Source organism: Aggregatibacter actinomycetemcomitans (assembly GCF_003130205.1).
In the GTDB taxonomy this organism is placed as follows: domain Bacteria; phylum Pseudomonadota; class Gammaproteobacteria; order Enterobacterales; family Pasteurellaceae; genus Aggregatibacter; species Aggregatibacter actinomycetemcomitans_A.
This window is the reverse complement of the sequence record NZ_NRDF01000005.1, coordinates 23,909-43,912: the sequence shown is the minus strand read 5'-3', so window position 1 is coordinate 43,912 and position 20,004 is coordinate 23,909. Positions and strand designations below refer to the sequence as shown.

Here is a 20,004-nt window from a genome sequence, read left to right as displayed (position 1 = left end):
TAATACCTTGTCTTTAAAAAACTTTCAAAAAAATTACCGCACTTTACGGTAATAAAGTGCGGTAATCTTCTACGTTGTTTTTTAACTTAGCCGGCCTGCTTGTTGAGCGATAAATAACGCAGCGAATGCGGTTAAATAGAATAATCCAATAAAAGACAACCACAATAACCCGCCTTTCACGCTGTGCTTAGATTTCTTGGTTAAGGATAAATTTAGCCAGGCAAAAACCGGGGCAGAAACAAATGAGGCGATCATTGCGAATTTGAGCATCGGGCCCACCGCATTATTAAAACAGAAAATAATCGCCAAACCCGATAATGCCGCCAAAACCATAGAAATATTTAAGGTTCTGACCGAACTCTCATGTTTACCGAGCAATAAACGCAAAGATTCCACGTTAGTGCGGGAATAGCCGTCAATAACGGTGATAGTTGTGCCGAACATGCACATAAAGGCAATCACTGCGATCAGTAAACGCGCCCATTCACCGATGGTGCTTGCATACATATTAATAAGTTGTGCAATATATTTTCCACCAACCATTTCAACGGTTTCAGGCGAGCCAAATTGCACTAAGGCGCCTAGTGCCAGGAACACCACCGCTAAAATCGCCGTGCCGATATACCCCACGTTAAAGTCAAACAAACCGTCCTGATAAGACACCTTGGTCAAACGACGTTTAGCCACCACCCACATGGAATTAATCGCTGAGATTTCAATCGGCGCCGGCATCCAGCCCATGAGTGCGACTAAGAATGCCAATTTGCTCAATTCCCATGGCGAAGGTGCAACAAAATCCGCCGGTGCCACGCCTTGCATGCCGTTACGCATGATGGCAATCACTACTGCACTCACCGTCGTGATGGTCAAGGCAATCATGATGATTTTGGATAATCTGTCTAAAAGACGGTATTTACCTAACAATAGAATTCCTGTTGTAACAACAATAACTAATGAACTTAATACCGACATTGGCAAAGGGATTGGTGTAATAAATATCAGGATCGCAGCAGTTAATAACCCCACTGCTGCCGTATTAACGACTGTTGCAAAGACATTTAAAATAAGAAATAACCATAAATAGAAACGCCCTTTTTGGCGATACCCTTCCAACAAGGTATTACCTGTATCCAAGGTATATTGCACACCAAATCTGAAAAAAGGATATTTGAATAAATTAGCCAGGATAACAATGCTCACCAACTCCCAACCGTAAATTGCACCGGCTTGGGTTGAAGCGATAATATGGGATCCACCAACAGCAGCTGACGCCATGACAATGCCCGGACCTAAGGCAGAAAATTTACTCGCCCAAGTGGATTTTTCTACCGGATTTGAAACTTCACTCATAAAATATTCTCTTATAAATTGACCATAAAAATGCTAGGGAAACCATTTATAATAGAATTTAACAATTGAGTAAAGAAAATAAAATTCTACCACAGAGAAAATAGCAGAATAAAACTCTGATTATTTAATAATTTCAGGAAATAATATTAAGATAAAAAATAAATAACCGGTAATAACACCAAAAAATCAATTTATTTCAGAGAATAAAATTTTTCTGATAAAAAAAGTGCGGTCAAAAACGCCGATGTTTTTTACCGCACTTTTATGTATGCCAGCCGCCCCACATTCTTGACAAAAAACCAATCAGCAGAAGCGTGATATAAACAAATTTACCGATTTATGCAGGGTGTAGTAACATTTCTCGATAAGTTTGTTCTATATTAAATCATGCCTCCGTTTTGTCGGTCTTCACTACCTGAATGCTTAATTCCGACAATGCCTGCGGATTTGCCACACTTGGCGCTTCCGTCATTAAACACGCTGCGGCGGTGGTTTTCGGGAAGGCGATCACATCACGAATGTTTTCGGTGCCGGTTAATAACATGGTTAAACGATCTAAACCGAATGCAAGACCGGCGTGCGGTGGTGTACCGAATTTTAACGCATCTAACAAGAAACCGAATTTTTCGCGTTGTTGCTCTTCGTCAATACCAAGAATACGGAATACGGTTTGTTGCATTTTCGGATCGAAAATACGCACAGAACCGCCACCCACTTCATAGCCATTGATGACCATATCGTACGCGTTAGCTACCGCACTTGTCGGATCCGCTTCTAATTGTTCAGGCGTGAAGTCTTTTGGTGACGTGAATGGATGGTGCATTGCCGCCAAATTACCTTCATCATCACGTTCAAACATTGGGAAATCGATGACCCAAAGCGGTTGCCATTCGTCTAAACGGGTTAAACCGAGATCACGTCCTAATTTCAAACGTAACGCGCCCATTGAATCTGTAGTGGTTTGCCATTTGTCGGCGCCGAAGAATAAAATATCGCCGGTTTGCGCGCCTACGCGTTCAAACAAGGCTTTGAGTACGTCTTCATTTAAGAATTTCGCAATAGGGCTTTGTACGCCTTCAAGACCAGCATTGACATCATTTACTTTTAACCACGCTAAGCCTTTTGCACCGTAGATGCCAACGAATTGGGTGTATTCATCAATTTGTTTGCGGGTGATTTCATTGCCGTTCGGCACACGAATTACGGTGACACGGCCGTTCGGATCATTTGCCGGACCTTGGAATACCTTGAAATCTACGTTTTTGACAATATCAGCCACGTCCACCATTTCTAACGGATTACGCAAATCCGGTTTATCGGAACCAAAACGGCGCATCGCTTCCTGCCAGGTCATCACCAGGAATTTGCCCAAATCCACACCTAAAATATGTTGCCACAAACCGTGCACCATACGCTCCATAATTTCACGCACTTCCGGCGCCGTTAAGAACGAGGTTTCCACATCGATTTGCGTGAATTCAGGTTGGCGATCCGCGCGCAAATCTTCATCCCGGAAGCATTTCACGATTTGATAATAACGATCAAAACCGGACATCATCAGAAGCTGTTTGAAAAGCTGCGGTGATTGCGGAAGCGCGTAGAATTTGCCTTTATGCACACGGCTTGGCACGAGATAATCGCGCGCGCCTTCCGGAGTGGCTTTGGTTAGCATTGGCGTTTCAATATCCAAGAAACCGTTGTCGTCCATAAAGCGGCGCACAAAACCGGTGATTTTCGCGCGGGTTTTCAAACGTTGCGCCATTTCGGGGCGACGTAAATCCAAATAACGGTATTTTAAGCGCTGTTCTTCGGTATTATTTTGGTTGAAGTCAAGCGGTAACACATCGGAGGCATTATAAACTTTCAACATTTTTGCCAACACTTCTACTTCACCGGTCGCCATATTTTTGTTGATTTGATTATCCGGGCGGGCAATGACTTTGCCTTGAATCTGAATACAAAATTCGTTACGCAAACCGGCTGCGGCGGTTAAGGCTTCTTGATATTTCGGATCAAAACACACTTGCACGATGCCTTCTCGATCGCGCAGATCAATAAAAATTAAACCGCCTAAATCACGGCGACGATGAACCCATCCGCTTAAGGTTATGTCTTGACCAATATTGGTACGGTTTAACGCACCGCAATAATGTGAACGCATCATTTTTATACCTCATTTTGATAAATCTACGTAGTATGCGGAAAAATATAGTAACTTAAAATACCTATCAATAAAAATTATATTTCTTATTACAAGAGATATTATACTATAGCCATTATCAGCTTCTTACATGAGTGATACTCATGGAACGATAAAATAAACATAACCCTTTGTTATCATACGACATATCACTTAAAAAAGGATAACCTTTATGTTACTTATTAACATTTTCTTTGCGTTAGCGCTATTATTACGGTTTTATACTTTATCTATTTCAATCAAAAATGAAAAAAATTTACTAAAAAAAGGCGCCATACAATATGGAAAGAAAAATTCAATTGCTTTATCGGTAGTACATATTTTATTCTATTTTTCATGTATTACAGAAGCCAATTACAATCAAGTTATTTTTAATAAAGAATCTCAGATTGGATTAATGATCTTGATTTTCTCTCTTATAATGCTGTTTTACGTAATCTATCAACTACAAGAAATTTGGACTGTAAAAGTTTACATCTTGCCTAATCATAAGATAAATACTTCATTTATATTCAAATATTTTAGACATCCTAATTATTTTCTGAATATCATTCCCGAATTAATTGGCTTAAGCTTACTATGCCAAGCTAAACTAACTGCTATGTTTATATTACCTTTATACATGATCATATTAGCTATCCGTATTATGCAAGAAGAAAAGGCGATGAAATGCTTGTTTAAACAAAATCACAATATCTAAATCTATATTTAGAACACCATAAAATAATTATTTTTAAACCATGTAATTTTTTATTTACTCTCATGAACAAAGACATCATTTTCGCCGCCCCCATTGAAAAATTGGGTGATTTTACTTTTGATGAAAGCGTTGCGGAAGTTTTCCCCGACATGATCCAACGCTCCGTGCCGGGCTACTCCAACATCATCACCGCTATCGGTATGCTTGCCGAACGCTTTGTCAGTGCCGGCAGCAACGTTTACGATCTGGGCTGCTCCCATGGCGCGGCGACCTTATCCGCCCGTCGTCATATTCAGCGCACAAATGTAAAAATCATCGGTGTGGATAATTCTCAACCAATGGTGGAGCGCTGTCGTCAACATATCGCCGCCTACCATAGCAACATCCCGGTAGAAATTTTATGTGATGACATTCGTCACATTGAGATCAAAAACGCGTCCATGGTGATTTTAAATTTCACCCTGCAATTTTTACCGCCGCAGGATCGCATTGCGTTACTGGAAAAAATTTATCAAGGACTAAATCCCAATGGCGTGTTGGTGCTATCGGAAAAATTCCGTTTTGAAGATGGGAAAATTGACGAATTGCTTATCGACCTGCACCACCAATTCAAACGCGCCAACGGCTACAGTGAATTAGAAGTGAGCCAAAAACGCACCGCCTTAGAAAAGGTTATGCGCACAGACAGTATTGAAACCCATAAAGTGCGGTTAAAAAATGTGGGATTTTCCCATGTGGAACTGTGGTTCCAGTGCTTTAATTTCGGTTCGATGATCGCAATCAAATAACGCGTTCTTGCAAGAGAAAAGTGTGGTGGATTTAAAAACATTTTAAAAATCCACCGCACTTTTTGTTGAACGCCCTTTCTACAAGCCTTTCAAGTCCTTATCCAATAAACGGGCAAGCAATAAGATGCCGTCTTTAAAGCGATATTCGGCATATTCCGCTTGTGCATAATGTTGTCCTTTGCCTTCCGCAAAGAAATATTCCTGACTTGGCAGTTGTGGAAACCAACCGACATTATTGACCGGCAAATACATATCAGGCACACAATCGTGGAAATCCGTCGGAATACGATTCTCTACACGACATAATGTAGCGACGCCCTGCTCATCCTGGTGTACTAACGCATAAACCCGTTTAGGGCTTGTTTTTCGTCCACTAATGACAGCTTCTTGATCATTCATGGAAGTATTTAATTGTGCACGAATATCCGTCAAAATAGCATAACTGAGAGACATATAATCGCCTTGTATGATGGAACGCGGATCAACTGGCGCAATTTTTAACACCACCGGTTTACCCGTCATCAACACACTTTCAAATTGCCACACTTTATAATTTAACGGAATCAGAATCAGCAACACCGTACAGAGCGCAACCATCGGTTTCACTTTAGAAACGCTGTAAAAACTGACCGCACTTTGTGTTTGCAGTGGATGTTTTCCATGTAAATAAATAGCAACCGCAGAGAATAACAAAGCAAAGAACAGCAGTAAAAATGCCTTGTAAAGCAGTGGGATAAATAACAAATAATAGTAAATTGCCAAGTTACCGACTGAGGATAAAACACCGATAAAAAACAACGTGCGGCTTTGCACAAAGTAGGCAATTAGCAACAACGTAACGAAAAATAATACGGAAGGCTGACCGACAAAGAGGAAAGTAAATAGCGCCAGGATCGCGGCAATGCACATTTTTTCACTAGTTTTTAAACTGAAAAAACGGCTGATGGCGAAATACATGACCAACGGCGTAAAACAAACTAAGAAAGGAATTATCCAACCTAATCTGAGCACAGCGCGAGAATAAAACCCGGCGGTGATCATCGTAAAGAAGCCGCTGAAAGTATCAATTTCCGGTAGCGCATCCACAGTTTCGGTAACGTAGGCTACAAACAGAGATAAGAAATTATCAGTAGAAAGCGCCCAACCGCCTATGCTGAACAGTAAAAACGCCCAAGCAACAGGAGTGATCTGCACTCTGACTTTACTGTTTTCTCCATATATATTTTGCACAAAGAAAGCAATAACACAGCCCAACATCGTGACAAAATACAAAGGCACATAACGGTATTCGATGTGATTGGCACGGCTAAGATCACCCATGGCACAATCGGTTAAATAAATATGCCACACGCCCAAAACAATCACGAGAGTTAAAGTTCTCAGCCAGCTCTCTTTGCGTAAAAAATAAAGCAGAGAAATTATCGCAGTAAACAATAACGGTATATCACAGGCCAAGGCGCGCTCACCGTAAGAGTCAAATACATCGGCAAGGAAATAACCGGCAAGCAGATTGTAGCCCATAAAGAAGAAAATCCCGATGATAATCGACATATGACTTTCCGCGTGAGGATTGCCAAAATGCAACCCCAGAGCGATAAACAGCACAATAACGCTTAGAATCAGCAAGCCGGTTTTCGGTTCAGACACATTTAACGTTAAAAAAAGCCAAATTAATGCAGTTACAATACCGATAAAAATGGCAAAAATTAATAAAATGGACAATGCCCAAGAAATGTTCTTAAGGTGTGGATAATGCTGCTTATACCAACTGTGTAATAACATAATGGCAAAGATCGTAATAATAAAAAGCAACAGACCTGCCAATACGGCAAAATCACCGGAATTCACATTGGAGAACAGGAAAATACCAAAAGCAACGATAGAACAGATAGTTGCAGTAATTAAATTAACAAAATCAAATCTGCATTTTTTATACACATAAATCACGATCCCCGATGGAATCACTACTTGTAAAAACACAAGAAAAAAATACACACCGGAGTAAATATCGTTAGGTAAATTATCGGTAATAACACGGACGCCGAATAAATGACTTAACACTAAAAAGGTAAGAATTTTAGGCAGAATGCGCCAATTTTGATCGTGTAATTGGCGAATAAAAATTTCACTTAACAACAAGAAAATAAAATTTAACAGGACAACATAATTCACCACATCATGATCAAACCAAGCATCATAATACAAATACAAGGTGAGATTGGTCGTGGCGATAAGTAATAACGCGGAAGCTATATTCGGCAGCAACAATAACAACGGCAGTTGGCACAACGACCACAGCGCAAACAATTCCCATGCATTCGCACCCGTTTGATAGGTCTGCCCTACCAAGGCAAACACCGCGCCGATAAGCACTGCGCTCAGAAAGAAGAAAGTAGTGGAAAGCAGTTTTAATTTCTCTTTTGCGACTTTTTGGCTTTCACGCAAAAAGAAATAACTCCCTAATAAAATCGAAGCAACTAAAATTAGTTGCAAGCTGTAAATTTTGGCTAAATCGGAAAAATAATCTAAATTGGCGGCAATTAATGTCACGATACCGCCGGCTAAAAATCCCGCACTTAAGATTAAAAACAATAAATTTAAATAACGTGGCCAAGATAAATTAAACAGAGAAGATTGATTTATCATTTTTTGCTTTCCTTGATAATTTATAATTATGCGTAAAAAATCGAGGCTATTCTGCCAACTTCGACAGAAAAATGAAAGAAAAAGTGCGGTGGATTTTCGTCGTGAATTTCAACCGCACTTTAGTATTATTAAGAATAAAGATTATTTCTTGGTATTCGGTTTATGGAATAAGGTGACGGCAATGAAAGCAAAGCCGAGGAAACAAGAAAGGATGAGCGCATAAAACCCGCCGTCCCAACCGAATACATCCACCAGTTTACCCATCACATAACCGGCACTGGCAGATCCCAACAAGTAACCAAACAAACCGGTTAAGCCCGTTGCCGTACCGGTCGCAACACGAGGTACCAAATCTGCTGCCTGCAAGCCGATCATCATCACCGGTCCGTAAATCAGGAAACCAATTGCGACCAAACAGATATTATCTACCAATGGATTACCCGCCGGATTTTTCCAATAAACAAAAATCGCAACAAGTACACCTGTCAGGAATAATAGCATTGGCGGGGCACGGTGACCTTTGAACACTTTATCGCTCAAATAACCACTGGTCAGCATGCCAAAAATCCCTGCATACTCATATAGGAAATACGCCCAGCTTTGTTTATCTACGGAAAAATGTTTCACTTCTTTTAAGTAGGTCGGCGCCCAGTCGATAATGCCGTAACGAATGAAATATACAAACACATTGGCAATAGCAATTGCCCATAAAAACTTGTTATTTAAGATATATTTCATAAAAATATCTTTTGAAGAAAGGGTATGGGCTGATTCAACCTGCTGCACGATTTTTTCGCCCTTCCACTCATCCACCGGCGGTAAGCCTTGTGACTCCGGTGTATCGCGCATTAGCCAAAACATAATAAACGCTAACACGATAGCAATTAATGCCGGCAAATAGAAAAGTGATTGCCATGTACCAAAAATCGCCAAACCTAAAATCGCTAACGGACCGATCAAGCCGCCGCCCAAGTTATGGGACACATTCCACCAGCTCCACCACACACCCCGTTCGGATACGGAGAACCAGTTGGTCATGGTTTTTGCACCCGGTGGGTAACCCATGCCTTGGAACCAGCCGTTAAAGGCGGCGAGCACGATCATGATCGGAATGGAAGCCAACACGCCGGGCACCAAGCCGAAAATTAAACTCACGATTGCCGAACCAAGCAAACCTATAGTGATAAAATACTTAGGATTACTACGGTCGGAAACATTCCCCATAATGAACTTACTAAAACCATAAGCAAGGGACAACGCAACACCCACAGTGCCTAAATCCGCTTTAGTAAAGCCATATTCATCAATTAGGTAAGGGATAGCGAGGGAAAAGTTTTTGCGGATCAAATAATACGCCGCATAGCCTATAAATACACCGGCAAATACCTGCCAACGTAATTTCTTATACTCCGCATCAACTCGGGAAGACTCAATTCGAGGTGCCGGCGGAGAGGCCTTAAGAAATGAAAACATCTTAAATCTCCTTGGTTTACATGTAATTTTTAATCTTGCGTAGAAATGAAAATTAGGACCGGAAAAGTGTCATTGCCATCTACGCTTTTTTAAAATACCAAATATTTTTCCAACTAAAAAATCCATCACTTCATATTGAATAAAAAAATAAAAAGTATAACCATTTGAAATAAAATGAAATAATCTTTAAAAATAGTTCATAGCATACGTTCAAAATCACATCAGACCAGTTAGTTAGGGAACTTTTTGACCAAAATTTCACGTTGTTTTTCCGCTTTAATAACAGTCGGTTAACAAACGACGTTAAAATTAGCAACAATTATCATTTGCAAACAGAATCCAAATAAGCTAAATTTCCCCGCGATAAATTTCATACTTTATTAATCTTTACAGGAGCATTTATGCGTAAACATTTTTCATTGCTTCCTCTGGCAATATTAGTTGCCACAGCAGTTCAGGCTGAGGAATTAGATATCATCAATGTAGTATCCGAAAATACCGGTGCCAAAAGTAAGACTAATGTAATTACTACGGAATCAGTTAATCGTAGTACCGAAACCGAGCTAAAAGGTTTACTCAAGGAAGAGCCCGCACTTAACTTCGGGGGAGGACGCGGAACTTCTCAATGGTTTACCATTCGTGGTATGGGACAGGATCAGGTGGATGTTAAAATTGATGATGCCTACACTGATGCTCAATTGTTCCACCATCAAGGTCGCTTCGTTTTTGATCCGTCTTTGTTTAAGAAAGTCAGTGTACAGAAAGGCACAGGCTCTGCCAGCGCAGGCATTGGTGCCACCAGTGGTACAATTGTGGCGGAAACTGTCAGTGCAAAAGATTTGCTGAAAGAGGAACAAGACTTTGGTTTTAAAGTTAATGCCGGCGTAAGTTCTAATAGCGGTTGGAGCAAAGGTGCCACCATTTATTCCAAAGTCGGCGCATTCGATGCTTTAATTTCCGGTAACTGGGTAAAAGAACGTAATTACAAAGCGGGTAATGGCTATAAGATCAAAAATAGTGCCCTGGGTCAGCGTGGTTTATTGGCTAAAGTTGGTGTGGATCTGAACGAAGATCATCGTATTGAGTTAAGCCGCCGCCAAGAACGCCATTATGGCGTCCGCGCATTACGTGAGGAGTTTGACTTTACTCAGGATGGAAGAGAATCAGTTAATGCTCCACGCTATCGCATCACCACTAATGATACCGGCAAAATTGAGTGGACCGGCAAAAACATTGGCTTTATCAGTACTGCAAAAGCCAATGTTTGGCGTACAGTTATTAGCCGAGAAGAACCTACCGAACGTTCCAAAATCCATTTGGTTGCCAATGGTGCAAACCTTAACTTAGACTCTCAAATCGGTGAGTCTCACTTAATCAAATATGGTGTCAATTACCGAGATCAAGAAGGCAGACCAAATTCTCTCACGGTACAAAACGGGGTACAAATAAGAAATCAAAAGAAACGTGATGTGGGCGTTTATGCAGAAGGTATCTGGGGTCTCGGTGCATTCACCTTAACCACAGGTTTACGTTACGACCACTTCTCATTCCGGGCTATGGATGGCAGAAAATCAAACAAAGGCAATTTAAACCCAAGTGTTGGTTTAATCTATGAAGTAACGAAGGATTTAAGTTTTAGTGCCAGCTTAAACTACGCAACCCGTAGTCCCCGTTTCCGGGAAATTCTATTGTCGTCAGGAACTACCAGAGGAAACCCTTCAGTCTATTCCATTGCCGGCAATATTAAACCTGAAAAGTCACGCAATACGGAAGTCGGTTTCAACTATAAATTAGCCGATAGCCTTTCATTAAACGGTAGCTATTTCTGGCAAACGATTCAGGATACTCACGCGTTCACCCAAATCAGACCGGGTTATTTTGAAATTCAAAATGCAGGTAAGTTGAGAAATAGCGGTTACGAATTGGGTGCGGCATATAAATATGAAGGTTTAACTTTACGTGCCGGCGTAGCCTATAGCAAACCTGAATTAGATGGCAGAACCGTCGACAGTACGGTTACTGCCATTCCAATTGGTCGTACTTGGACCACCGGCGTGTCTTATCGCTTTGAACAACCTGATGTGGAAATTGGTTGGAGAGGACGTTTCGTACAGCATACGAGTTATGATACCAGCACGAATAACCGTGGTGGCGGTTCAACCACTACTAAACGCCCTGGCTATGGTGTGAACGATTTCTACGTCACATGGAAACCGGTTGAAAACGTCAACGTTAACTTGGCGTTAAATAATGCGTTTAATAAATATTATCGCAGCCACAGCCAACGTGCAGGTGTTTCCACCCTACCTGAACCGGGTCGCGATGTTCGCTTAAATGTCAATTACACCTTCTAAGCCATAAAAGTGCGGTGGGTTTTCATCGCATTTCTATGATACCTCATATTCAAAAAGGATTAAGCCTAAGCTGCTTAGTCCTTTTTATTTTCTCAAAGCAAATGCCCTCATTCTGTGGCATAATTGGCGCAGTTTTTACTTATGAGAAAATACCATGCGAATTTTACACACCATGTTGCGCGTCGGCGATTTACAACGTTCCATTCGGTTTTATCAAGATGTGTTGGGTATGCGTTTATTGCGCACCGGCGAAAATCCCGAATACAAATATTCTCTGGCATTTTTAGGTTACGACGATGAAGACAAAGCGTCCGTGTTGGAACTGACGTATAACTGGGGCGTGGATAAATACGAACTCGGCACCGCTTACGGGCATATTGCCATCGGCACGGACGATATTTACGCCACTTGTGAAGCCGTGCGCAAAGCCGGCGGCAATGTTACCCGTGAGCCAGGCCCGGTAAAAGGCGGCAAAACCGTGATTGCCTTTGTGGAAGATCCGGACGGTTATAAAATCGAATTCATTGAAAACAAAAATGCCCAAGCGGGTTTAGGTAACTAAGCGAAAAGTGCGGTTAAAAATTCAAACGTTTTTTAACGTGGATTATGAACGATAATCCACGTTTTATTTTTAGGATGAGCTATGTCAGAAACCCAAGAAACCATTAATTACAATATATTAAAACATCGATTCCGAGGCTATTTACCGGTGGTAATCGATGTGGAAACCGCCGGTTTAAACGCCAAAACCGATGCCTTGCTGGAGCTGGCGGCGATTACCCTCAAAATGGACGAAAACGGCAATTTGAGGCCGGATCAGAAATGCCATTTTCATATTCAACCTTTTGCAGGGGCGAATATCGATCCCGAATCCATTAAATTTAACGGCATTGATATTGATAACCCATTGCGTGGCGCGGTGAGCGAAAATATTGCCATTAGCGAAATGTTCAAAATGGTACGCAAAGCGCAAAAAGACGCGGATTGTCAGCGGTCTATTATCGTGGCGCACAATGCGGCGTTTGATCAGGGATTCCTCATGGCGGCGGCACAACGCATGAATGCCAAACGCAACCCGTTCCATCCCTTTTCTACCTTTGACACGGCGACCTTGAGCGGTTTTATGTTCGGGCAAACGGTGTTGGTGAAAGCCTGCCAAGCGGCAAAAATTCCTTTTGACAGCCAGCAGGCCCACTCGGCGTTATATGACACGGAACGCACTGCCGAGCTGTTTTGTTATATGGTGAATCATTTGAAACGGTTGGGTGGGTTTCCGCATATTGTGGCAACCGATTAAAAAACTTGGCTCCCTCCGTTTACGGGGGGAGCTGCCGAAGGCTGAGGGGGAAAGCCCCCTTCCGTCCTTCGGACACCTTCCCCCGCAAGCAGGGGAAGGAAAGTAATTACAGCTTTTTTTGAAAAATCACTTGCGATGAAAAAACTTTTCCAGTAGTTTAAAAAGCAATTCACATAGGAGAAACAAAATGAACGTTATTCGCAACAACAACCATCATCACCATCATTTCACTGAATAGTCTTTCAGGTATTTGATGTGCTTGGAAGATCACTTCCGGGCAAGGTGCGAATAATTCATGGTTTATCACAACCCCTCGGAAGTTAGCTTTCGAGGGGTTTTCTTTTCAACCCAACGAACCGAAAACCCAAAATCGTGATTTCATTAGACAAATTTTATTTTTCTAGTAAATCGTCAACAATTTAACTTATAAGGATAAACAAATGTTAACCAACCCTGTTGTCATCTCGATCATCGTATTGCTGGCACTCAGTTTGCTACGCATTAACGTGGTCATCGCATTGGTGATTTCCGCCTTAACTGCCGGTTTAGTCGGTGATTTAGGTTTAACCAAAACCATTGAAGCCTTTACCGGCGGACTTGGCGGCGGTGCCGAAGTTGCTATGAACTATGCGATGCTCGGCGCTTTTGCTATCGCCATTTCTAAATCCGGCATTACCGACTTACTTGCCTACAAAATCATTACCCGCATGAACAAAGTGCCGACGGCAAACAGCCTTGCCATGTTTAAATATGCCATGCTCGGCATCTTAACGCTGTTCGCCATTTCTTCACAAAACCTGCTGCCGGTGCACATTGCCTTTATTCCTATCGTGATTCCGCCGATGCTCGCCATTTTCAACAAATTGAAAATTGACCGTCGCGCGGTGGCTTGTGTGCTAACCTTCGGTTTAACCGCCACTTATATGTTATTGCCGGTAGGTTTCGGGAAGATCTTTATTGAAAGCATTCTGGTGAAAAATATCAATACCGTAGGCAGCCCGTTAGGCTTGCAAACCAGTGTGGGTGAAGTGTCGCTGGCAATGACCATTCCTGTTATCGGTATGGTTTTGGGTTTATTAATTGCCGTGTTTATCACTTATCGCAAACCGCGCGAATATGTGGTGATGAGTGCCGAGCCGGCAACAAAAGACATCGAACAACACATTGCCACCATTAAACCGAAACAAATTGTGGCAAGTTTAATCGCCATTGTCGCTACCTTCACCGTGCAATTAGTCACCAGCTCCACCATTATCGGCGGCTTGGTCGGTTTAATCATCTTCGCCGCATTCGGTATTTTTAAACTCAAAGAAAGCAACGACATTTTCCAACAAGGCTTACGCCTAATGGCACTGATCGGTTTTGTGATGATCGCCGCCTCCGGCTTCGCCAATGTCATTAACGCCACAACCGGAGTAAAAGAACTAATAGATGTGTTAAGCACCGGTATGATTCAAAGCAAAGGCACCGCTGCATTCCTGATGCTGCTCGTGGGTTTACTCATCACCATGGGTATCGGCTCGTCCTTCTCCACCGTGCCGATTATTACCTCCATTTATGTTCCGCTGTGTTTATCTTTCGGCTTTTCGCCGCTTGCCACCGTGTCTATTGTCGGCGTAGCTGCCGCGCTGGGCGATTCAGGTTCACCGGCATCCGACTCGACCTTGGGGCCGACTTCCGGTTTGAATATGGACGGTAAACACGACCACATTTGGGATTCCGTGGTGCCGACCTTTATTCACTACAACATTCCGTTAATTATCTTCGGCTGGATTGCCGCGATGTATCTGTAAACTAAAAAGTGCGGTTGAAAAAACAATTAAATTTTCGACCGCACTTTTACCCTTACCATCAGTGAGCCTATGAACAGTATTTCCATCCGACACCTCAAACAAAGCCTTCAGCATTTCTTTGAGCATTACGACGCACAAAAGGAAGAAACGGTTTATGCCAAATTTTCGACGAATTTATTCACGGAAAACCGCCAAAAAACGGCATTTTATTTTCAGCAAATCGAACAAACCTTTGCGTGTCTTGAGCAGGTTGAAGCCGGTAATCTTGAAGCCTTGCAGTTTTACTCGCAAAAACTGTCGGCGCAATGCACCGCACTTTCCGATGCCTTAACCCGACAACAGCAAAACGATCAACGTTTTCCGCGCAAAACCAAGGAAGAAGAGCCTGAACCCGCCGATAAACGCCGCCATCCCGTACACCGTTTGCCGCTCCGTGAACGTCTGGCGAAATATTATGACTATTTGGCATCGTTCAATGAAAAAATTCAGCTTGAACAGGATACGTTGGAAAAAGCACAGCGTGAAGGGCGGCTTGTTAATAAACAAACGTTGGAACAATTAGAACAGCGCCGCGCCCGTTGTTTGGAAGCGATTGACGTGCTGGAAGACTATTTGGTTTTTATGGAAAAGCAAAAATAGGCGGAATAAAAAACCTCACGAAAATAGCGAGGTTTTTTATTCCTGATGAAACCGGCTTAGCCGACATAGCGCCCGACGCCAAGTTCATCTTCTTTACGGGTGCGGTTAATCACCATTTGCGGCGATTGCAACACACGTAAGCCCATTCGATCTTCGGTGCGCACGACGTCACCGCGTAAAGAGTTGGTGAATACGTCGGTAATTTTAATGTCCACAAATTTGCCGATCATATCCGGTGTGCCTTGGAAATTCACGATGCGGTTGGTTTCGGTACGTCCCGTCAATTCCATAATGTCTTTTTTCGACGGGCCTTCCACCAACACGCGTTGCTCGGATCCCAACATGGCACGGCTGAATTGTGCCGCTTGGTTATTAATGCGTTGTTGCAACAAATAAAGGCGTTGTTTTTTCTCTTCTTCGCTGACATCGTCGGGATAATCCGCCGCCGGCGTACCGGGACGGGCGGAATAAATGAAGCTGAAGCTCATATCGAAATTCACTTGCGCAATCAAATTCATGGTTTGCTCGAAATCTTCGTTGGTTTCGCCCGGGAAGCCCACGATAAAGTCGGAGCTGATTTGAATATGCGGGCGCACCGCTTTGAGCTTACGAATAATAGATTTATATTCAATCGCCGTATGTCCGCGTTTCATCATGTTCAGCACATGATCGGAACCGGATTGCACCGGTAAGTGCAGGAAACTTACCAACTCCGGCGTATCGCGATACACATCAATAATATCGTCGGTGAATTCAATCGGATGGCTGGTAGTAAAACGCAAACGATCGATACCGTCAATGGCCGCTACCAAACGCAACAATTCGGCGAAAGTACAAATGTCGCCGTCAAATGTCGGACCACGGTAGGCGTTCACGTTCTGACCGAGCAAATTCACCTCACGCACGCCCTGCTCCGCCAACTGGGCAATTTCAAATAAAATATCATCCACCGGACGGCTCACTTCCTCACCACGGGTATAAGGCACCACGCAGTAAGTGCAGTATTTATTACAACCTTCCATGATGGAAACAAAGGCGGTCGGACCTTCTGCGCGCGGCTCCGGCAAACGGTCGAATTTTTCGATTTCCGGGAAGCTGATATCCACCACAGCACTTTTGCCACCACGGATTTGGTTAATCATTTCCGGCAAACGGTGCAGGGTTTGCGGGCCGAAAATAATATCTACATAAGGGGCGCGGGTGCGAATATGCTCGCCTTCCTGCGATGCCACACAACCGCCCACGCCGATCAATAAATTCGGATTGCTTTTCTTTAATTCTTTCCAGCGACCTAATTGGTGGAACACTTTTTCCTGCGCTTTTTCACGAATGGAACAGGTATTCAATAGCAAAACATCCGCTTCTTCCGGCACTTCAGTGAGTTCCAAACCGTGCGTACTGTGCAATAAATCTGCCATTTTCGATGAATCGTATTCGTTCATCTGGCAGCCCCAAGTTTTAATATGTAGTTTTTGCGTCATATTGGCTAAAATTTACTCTAATGGTTCATAAAAATTGATTGGCTATTCTACAGATTTGCGCTTTTTCTGGCTAGTTAAAAAGCAGATTTTCTTCAGAATTTTACCTATTGGAGGATAAAATAAATACCACTCAATATCGTCAGGGGAATGAAAAAGTGACAGGAATTTTAAAAGATATTATTGTCGTCACCAGATTCATGATTGGTACGGTCTCGCTCTCGATTTTAAAGATGTGAAAGTCTTAATTTAAATCATACGCTCTGCGCTTTATTAGTAGGAAAATATTGCCAATGATCGGGTGCTGCCACATTATCAACAAAAACGGAAAACCGATAATTTGGTGATGCAATCAGATATAGACCTATTTTATAAAACGTTTAGGAAAGAGATTTTGCCGCTGAAAGTGTTGCGAAATATCGCATGAGTAGCGGCAGATAAAACCCCGTTGTTGAAAAAACAAGCCCTGCGTTACGCTTTGGGGTTATGATCTGCCGTTGGTAAATTAATGATTCGGTGAATAATAAAGTTTGCCGATTTCGATTTTCTGGCGACCGCTTTGTTCACGCCATTTATTGCTGTCCCGTAAAGAATAAACGCAACCGCAATATTCTTGCTGATAAAAACGCTCGCGTTTACTGATCTCGATCATCCGTTGCGAACCGCCCTCTTTGCGCCAGTTGTAGTCCCAATAAATCACGTCATCATATTTTTCCGCCGCGCGATGTCCGCAGCCGTTAATTTGCTCCATATCTTTCCAGCGGGAAATGCCCAGGCAACTGGTAAAAACGGGGAAACCGTGTTCATGTGCGTACTCAGCGGCTTTTTCAAAGCGCATATCGAAACACATGGTGCAACGAATGCCGCGCTCCGGCTCCCATTCCATGCCTTTGGCGCGATCAAACCATTCCTGACGCTCATAATCCGCATCAATAAACGGAATGCCGAACTTTTGCGCAAAACGAACATTCTCTTCTTTACGAATTAAATATTCTTTTAACGGGTGGATATTCGGATTGTAAAAATAAATGGTAAATTCAATGCCGGACGCCAAAATCGCTTCCATCACTTCGCCTGAACAAGGCGCACAACAGGAATGCAACAGCAGTTTATTATGCCCTTCCGGCAATTCCAGTTTTTCACGAATAAAAGGAGCATTGGAATCTTTGCGCGGTTTTTGTTTGCGAATTTTGTGTTGAAAATTGACCGCACTTTGAGATTGTTGTTCTATCATACGTTAAAGATATTTTGTATCCCAGAATATTTATTACTGACATATTCATATAAGCTATGAGCAGGAATTGAATCATTGATACTTTGCCAAGTTATTTGATCATTATTAATAAGTGCTAATCCAACCTTTTCTAAGTTGAAAAACTTATCATATTCTCCTGAGTACTCAGGTACTCTATATTTAAATAGGTATAACTTTCCTGAAGTGTTATTTATACCAGAAGCTGTATAACATGAGATTATAGTGAGTTCAGTAGTCGCAGATAAAATTCTTGGTGGAACTACCATGTTCCATGTAACAATATCTTCTACTGACTTCTTTAGTAATTCATTAATAATAGAAATTTCGTTTGCAGTCATATAAACATCTCTTTAGCAATTATGCGGTTTTTCTCGCGTTTAACGCTTGTATATTTCTTAATGCTTGATACAGAGTTGATAAATAATCGTAATAACTCCAAGCATCATTATATGTTAAATTATCCTTTGAAAAATTAATAAACATCTCTGTTTTAGATTTGAATGTACCAACATGTTTGCCAATTGATGTTGTTGGATATTCATAAGTAATAACAATTCCATTAATCTTTTTTATTAGCTTCCATACAGCTAACTTTTGTTCTTCAAAATCTCTCTTTGCAGTAATCACATTAGTGTATTCCTCATACGCTTGAGAAATCTGATCTGTAATGTAAAAGTTAGAGCTTTTTTCATTATACAGTTTATATAGCTTATTCGTTTTAAACCACACAAAGCATGTTATAACCGTTCCCAGTATAGTTGCAATAATTGATAAATTCTGAACAAAAATAGGAAATAAATTATCTGTAATCCATTCAAATCCCATCTAATAGCTCCTAGAAACAGATAAGTACGCCAAGGAAATCAACGCCTGTTTATATTCGCTTTCCGGCAAACATTGAACGGCGTCAACGGCTTTTTGCGCTTCCTGTTTGGCGCGATTCATGGCGTAATCTAAAGAGTTGTGTTCCGCCATAATGGCTAAAACGTCATCAATGGCGTCACGTTTTCCGCCTTGTTCAATGGCTTCGCGGATTAAGGCGGCTTGTTGTGCATTGCCGTGGTACATGGCGTGTAATAAAGGAAGAGTCGGTTTGCCTTCGGCTAAATCATCGCCGACATTTTTCCCCAAGGCGTTTGCGTTGGCGCTGTAATCCAACACGTCATCCACCAATTGAAATGCCGTACCGAGATAGCGACCGTAATTCTGTAACGCTTTTTCCTGCGCCTCATCCGCACCGGCAATGATCGCCGCCGCTTGCGCCGCCACCTCAAATAAACGGGCGGTTTTGCTGTAAATCACCCGCATATAGTTTTCTTCGCTGGTTTGCGGATCATTCACGTTCATTAATTGTTGCACTTCGCCTTCTGCCAACACATTGGTGGCATCCGCCATAATGCGTAAAATTTTCAAAGACTCCAGCTGCGCAACCAATTGAAATGCACGGGTATAAATGAAATCGCCCACTAACACGCTTGCCGCATTGCCGAATTCCGCATTCGCCGTAGCACGCCCGCGACGCATATCCGATTCATCGACGACATCATCATGCAATAACGACGCAGTGTGAATGAATTCCACAAAGGTCGCACAGGTAATGGCTTGCTGCCCTTGAAAATCCAATGCTCTTGCCGACAACACGGCAATCAAAGGACGAATACGCTTGCCGCCGCCTTGCACGATGTAGAAACCCAACTGGTTAATTAACGCCACATCGGAGTTCAGTTGGGCTAAAATTGATTCGTTTACTTTTTGCATATCCTCATGGCTTAGCGCCTGGATTGCCTTCATATCCATTAAATTTGTTGTATTCATTCTGTTAATTCGACTGATTAAAACCGATTAAATCAGGTTGGGAGGAAACTAAAAAATTAAAGTGCGGTGGATTTTACCTGATTTTTCAGGCTTTCTGAAATCAAACTGCCGAAATTGCGAATTTTTTTATTTTCTCGCAAATAAATTCTTGCTATCCCCTAAATTTTTCCGTAGAATTTGCGCCCTATTTATATGAATTTTATGTGCGAAATGAAA

16 protein-coding genes and 1 other annotated feature are annotated in these 20,004 nt (G+C 42.2%); of the genes, 7 read left to right on the top strand and 9 right to left on the bottom strand.

Translation table 11 applies throughout. The features are described 5' to 3' along the window. Positions 1-81 precede the first annotated feature (81 nt). Positions 82-1,350, bottom strand: coding sequence for an NRAMP family divalent metal transporter (locus DK423_RS05365; RefSeq protein WP_005557841.1), 1,269 nt, complete (start codon positions 1,348-1,350; stop codon positions 82-84). A 385-nt stretch (positions 1,351-1,735) separates the two neighbouring features. Continuing rightward, on the bottom strand, positions 1,736-3,514 hold the full coding sequence (gene aspS, locus DK423_RS05355) for an aspartate--tRNA ligase (RefSeq protein WP_061886456.1): 1,779 nt from the start codon (positions 3,512-3,514) through the stop codon (positions 1,736-1,738). 208 nt (positions 3,515-3,722) lie between these two features. On the opposite strand from aspS, the gene DK423_RS05350 reads away from it, so the two are divergent. Both DK423_RS05350 and cmoA read left to right on the top strand, forming a co-directional pair. Further along, positions 3,723-4,250: an isoprenylcysteine carboxyl methyltransferase family protein gene (locus DK423_RS05350; RefSeq protein WP_005557838.1), complete on the top strand. Its 528-nt coding sequence runs from the start codon at positions 3,723-3,725 to the stop codon at positions 4,248-4,250. 62 nt (positions 4,251-4,312) lie between these two features. Further along, the gene (gene cmoA, locus DK423_RS05345) at positions 4,313-5,038 is read left to right on the top strand and encodes a carboxy-S-adenosyl-L-methionine synthase CmoA (RefSeq protein WP_061886992.1); all 726 of its coding nucleotides are present in this window, start codon (positions 4,313-4,315) and stop codon (positions 5,036-5,038) included. A gap of 78 nt (positions 5,039-5,116) precedes the next feature. Here cmoA and DK423_RS05340 read toward each other — a convergent pair whose 3' ends face one another. Together DK423_RS05340 and pgtP are read right to left on the bottom strand one after the other, a co-directional pair. Further along, entirely contained in the window at positions 5,117-7,684 is a 2,568-nt protein-coding gene (locus tag DK423_RS05340) for a GDYXXLXY domain-containing protein (protein WP_005557834.1), read from the bottom strand. Positions 7,685-7,825: 141 nt separating this feature from the next. Further along, entirely contained in the window at positions 7,826-9,157 is a 1,332-nt protein-coding gene (gene pgtP / locus DK423_RS05335; protein ID WP_005557832.1) for a phosphoglycerate transporter protein PgtP, read from the bottom strand. Between the two features lie 401 nt (positions 9,158-9,558). Between pgtP and DK423_RS05330 the strand changes: the two genes are divergently transcribed. The 5 genes from DK423_RS05330 (at position 9,559) to priC (ending at position 15,240) form a co-directional block, all read left to right on the top strand. Then, positions 9,559-11,511 (top strand): TonB-dependent receptor domain-containing protein, encoded by a 1,953-nt coding sequence (locus DK423_RS05330; protein WP_005557830.1) that lies wholly within the window; start codon positions 9,559-9,561, stop codon positions 11,509-11,511. 154 nt (positions 11,512-11,665) lie between these two features. Then, positions 11,666-12,073 carry a lactoylglutathione lyase gene (gloA, locus tag DK423_RS05325; protein WP_005557828.1) on the top strand — a complete coding sequence of 136 codons (408 nt, stop codon included), beginning with the start codon at positions 11,666-11,668 and terminating at the stop codon, positions 12,071-12,073. A gap of 81 nt (positions 12,074-12,154) precedes the next feature. Then, entirely contained in the window at positions 12,155-12,808 is a 654-nt protein-coding gene (rnt, locus tag DK423_RS05320; protein ID WP_061886455.1) for a ribonuclease T, read from the top strand. Between the two features lie 213 nt (positions 12,809-13,021). Continuing rightward, positions 13,022-13,151, top strand: a sequence feature (His leader region). Positions 13,152-13,248: 97 nt separating this feature from the next. Beyond that, a complete protein-coding gene (locus DK423_RS05315) occupies positions 13,249-14,601 on the top strand; it encodes a Na+/H+ antiporter family protein (RefSeq protein WP_109043898.1) in 1,353 nt (450 codons plus the stop codon). Between the two features lie 69 nt (positions 14,602-14,670). Then, on the top strand, positions 14,671-15,240 hold the full coding sequence (gene priC / locus DK423_RS05310) for a primosomal replication protein PriC (RefSeq protein WP_005559157.1): 570 nt from the start codon (positions 14,671-14,673) through the stop codon (positions 15,238-15,240). A gap of 56 nt (positions 15,241-15,296) precedes the next feature. Here priC and miaB read toward each other — a convergent pair whose 3' ends face one another. The 5 genes from miaB to ispB all read right to left on the bottom strand — a co-directional run bounded on the left by miaB (position 15,297) and on the right by ispB (position 19,770). Further along, positions 15,297-16,721 (bottom strand): tRNA (N6-isopentenyl adenosine(37)-C2)-methylthiotransferase MiaB, encoded by a 1,425-nt coding sequence (gene miaB / locus DK423_RS05305; RefSeq protein WP_005559156.1) that lies wholly within the window; start codon positions 16,719-16,721, stop codon positions 15,297-15,299. 502 nt (positions 16,722-17,223) lie between these two features. After that, positions 17,224-17,952 carry an epoxyqueuosine reductase QueH gene (locus tag DK423_RS05295; RefSeq protein ID WP_005559152.1) on the bottom strand — a complete coding sequence of 243 codons (729 nt, stop codon included), beginning with the start codon at positions 17,950-17,952 and terminating at the stop codon, positions 17,224-17,226. Further along, entirely contained in the window at positions 17,949-18,311 is a 363-nt protein-coding gene (locus DK423_RS05290) for a hypothetical protein (RefSeq protein ID WP_032996860.1), read from the bottom strand. The genes DK423_RS05295 and DK423_RS05290 overlap by 4 nt, the downstream gene beginning before the upstream one ends. Before the next feature lie 19 nt (positions 18,312-18,330). Next, positions 18,331-18,798 (bottom strand): hypothetical protein, encoded by a 468-nt coding sequence (locus DK423_RS05285; protein ID WP_032996859.1) that lies wholly within the window; start codon positions 18,796-18,798, stop codon positions 18,331-18,333. Continuing rightward, complete coding sequence (gene ispB, locus DK423_RS05280) at positions 18,799-19,770, bottom strand: octaprenyl diphosphate synthase (protein WP_005559150.1); 972 nt, start codon at positions 19,768-19,770, stop codon at positions 18,799-18,801. Positions 19,771-20,004: the final 234 nt, after the last annotated feature.

Bases quoted from the DNA above. Each gene is read 5' to 3' on its own strand.
- DK423_RS05295 (WP_005559152.1), bottom strand. From the start codon at position 17,952: ATGATAGAACAACAATCTCAAAGTGCGGTCAATTTTCAACACAAAATT.
- pgtP (WP_005557832.1), bottom strand. From the start codon at position 9,157: ATGTTTTCATTTCTTAAGGCCTCTCCGCCGGCACCTCGAATTGAGTCT.
- DK423_RS05315 (WP_109043898.1), top strand. From the start codon at position 13,249: ATGTTAACCAACCCTGTTGTCATCTCGATCATCGTATTGCTGGCACTC.
- cmoA (WP_061886992.1), top strand. From the start codon at position 4,313: ATGAACAAAGACATCATTTTCGCCGCCCCCATTGAAAAATTGGGTGAT.
- ispB (WP_005559150.1), bottom strand. From the start codon at position 19,770: ATGGATATGAAGGCAATCCAGGCGCTAAGCCATGAGGATATGCAAAAA.
- rnt (WP_061886455.1), top strand. From the start codon at position 12,155: ATGTCAGAAACCCAAGAAACCATTAATTACAATATATTAAAACATCGA.
- priC (WP_005559157.1), top strand. From the start codon at position 14,671: ATGAACAGTATTTCCATCCGACACCTCAAACAAAGCCTTCAGCATTTC.
- DK423_RS05340 (WP_005557834.1), bottom strand. From the start codon at position 7,684: ATGATAAATCAATCTTCTCTGTTTAATTTATCTTGGCCACGTTATTTA.
- gloA (WP_005557828.1), top strand. From the start codon at position 11,666: ATGCGAATTTTACACACCATGTTGCGCGTCGGCGATTTACAACGTTCC.
- aspS (WP_061886456.1), bottom strand. From the start codon at position 3,514: ATGATGCGTTCACATTATTGCGGTGCGTTAAACCGTACCAATATTGGT.
- miaB (WP_005559156.1), bottom strand. From the start codon at position 16,721: ATGACGCAAAAACTACATATTAAAACTTGGGGCTGCCAGATGAACGAA.
- DK423_RS05365 (WP_005557841.1), bottom strand. From the start codon at position 1,350: ATGAGTGAAGTTTCAAATCCGGTAGAAAAATCCACTTGGGCGAGTAAA.
- DK423_RS05285 (WP_032996859.1), bottom strand. From the start codon at position 18,798: ATGGGATTTGAATGGATTACAGATAATTTATTTCCTATTTTTGTTCAG.
- DK423_RS05350 (WP_005557838.1), top strand. From the start codon at position 3,723: ATGTTACTTATTAACATTTTCTTTGCGTTAGCGCTATTATTACGGTTT.
- DK423_RS05330 (WP_005557830.1), top strand. From the start codon at position 9,559: ATGCGTAAACATTTTTCATTGCTTCCTCTGGCAATATTAGTTGCCACA.
- DK423_RS05290 (WP_032996860.1), bottom strand. From the start codon at position 18,311: ATGACTGCAAACGAAATTTCTATTATTAATGAATTACTAAAGAAGTCA.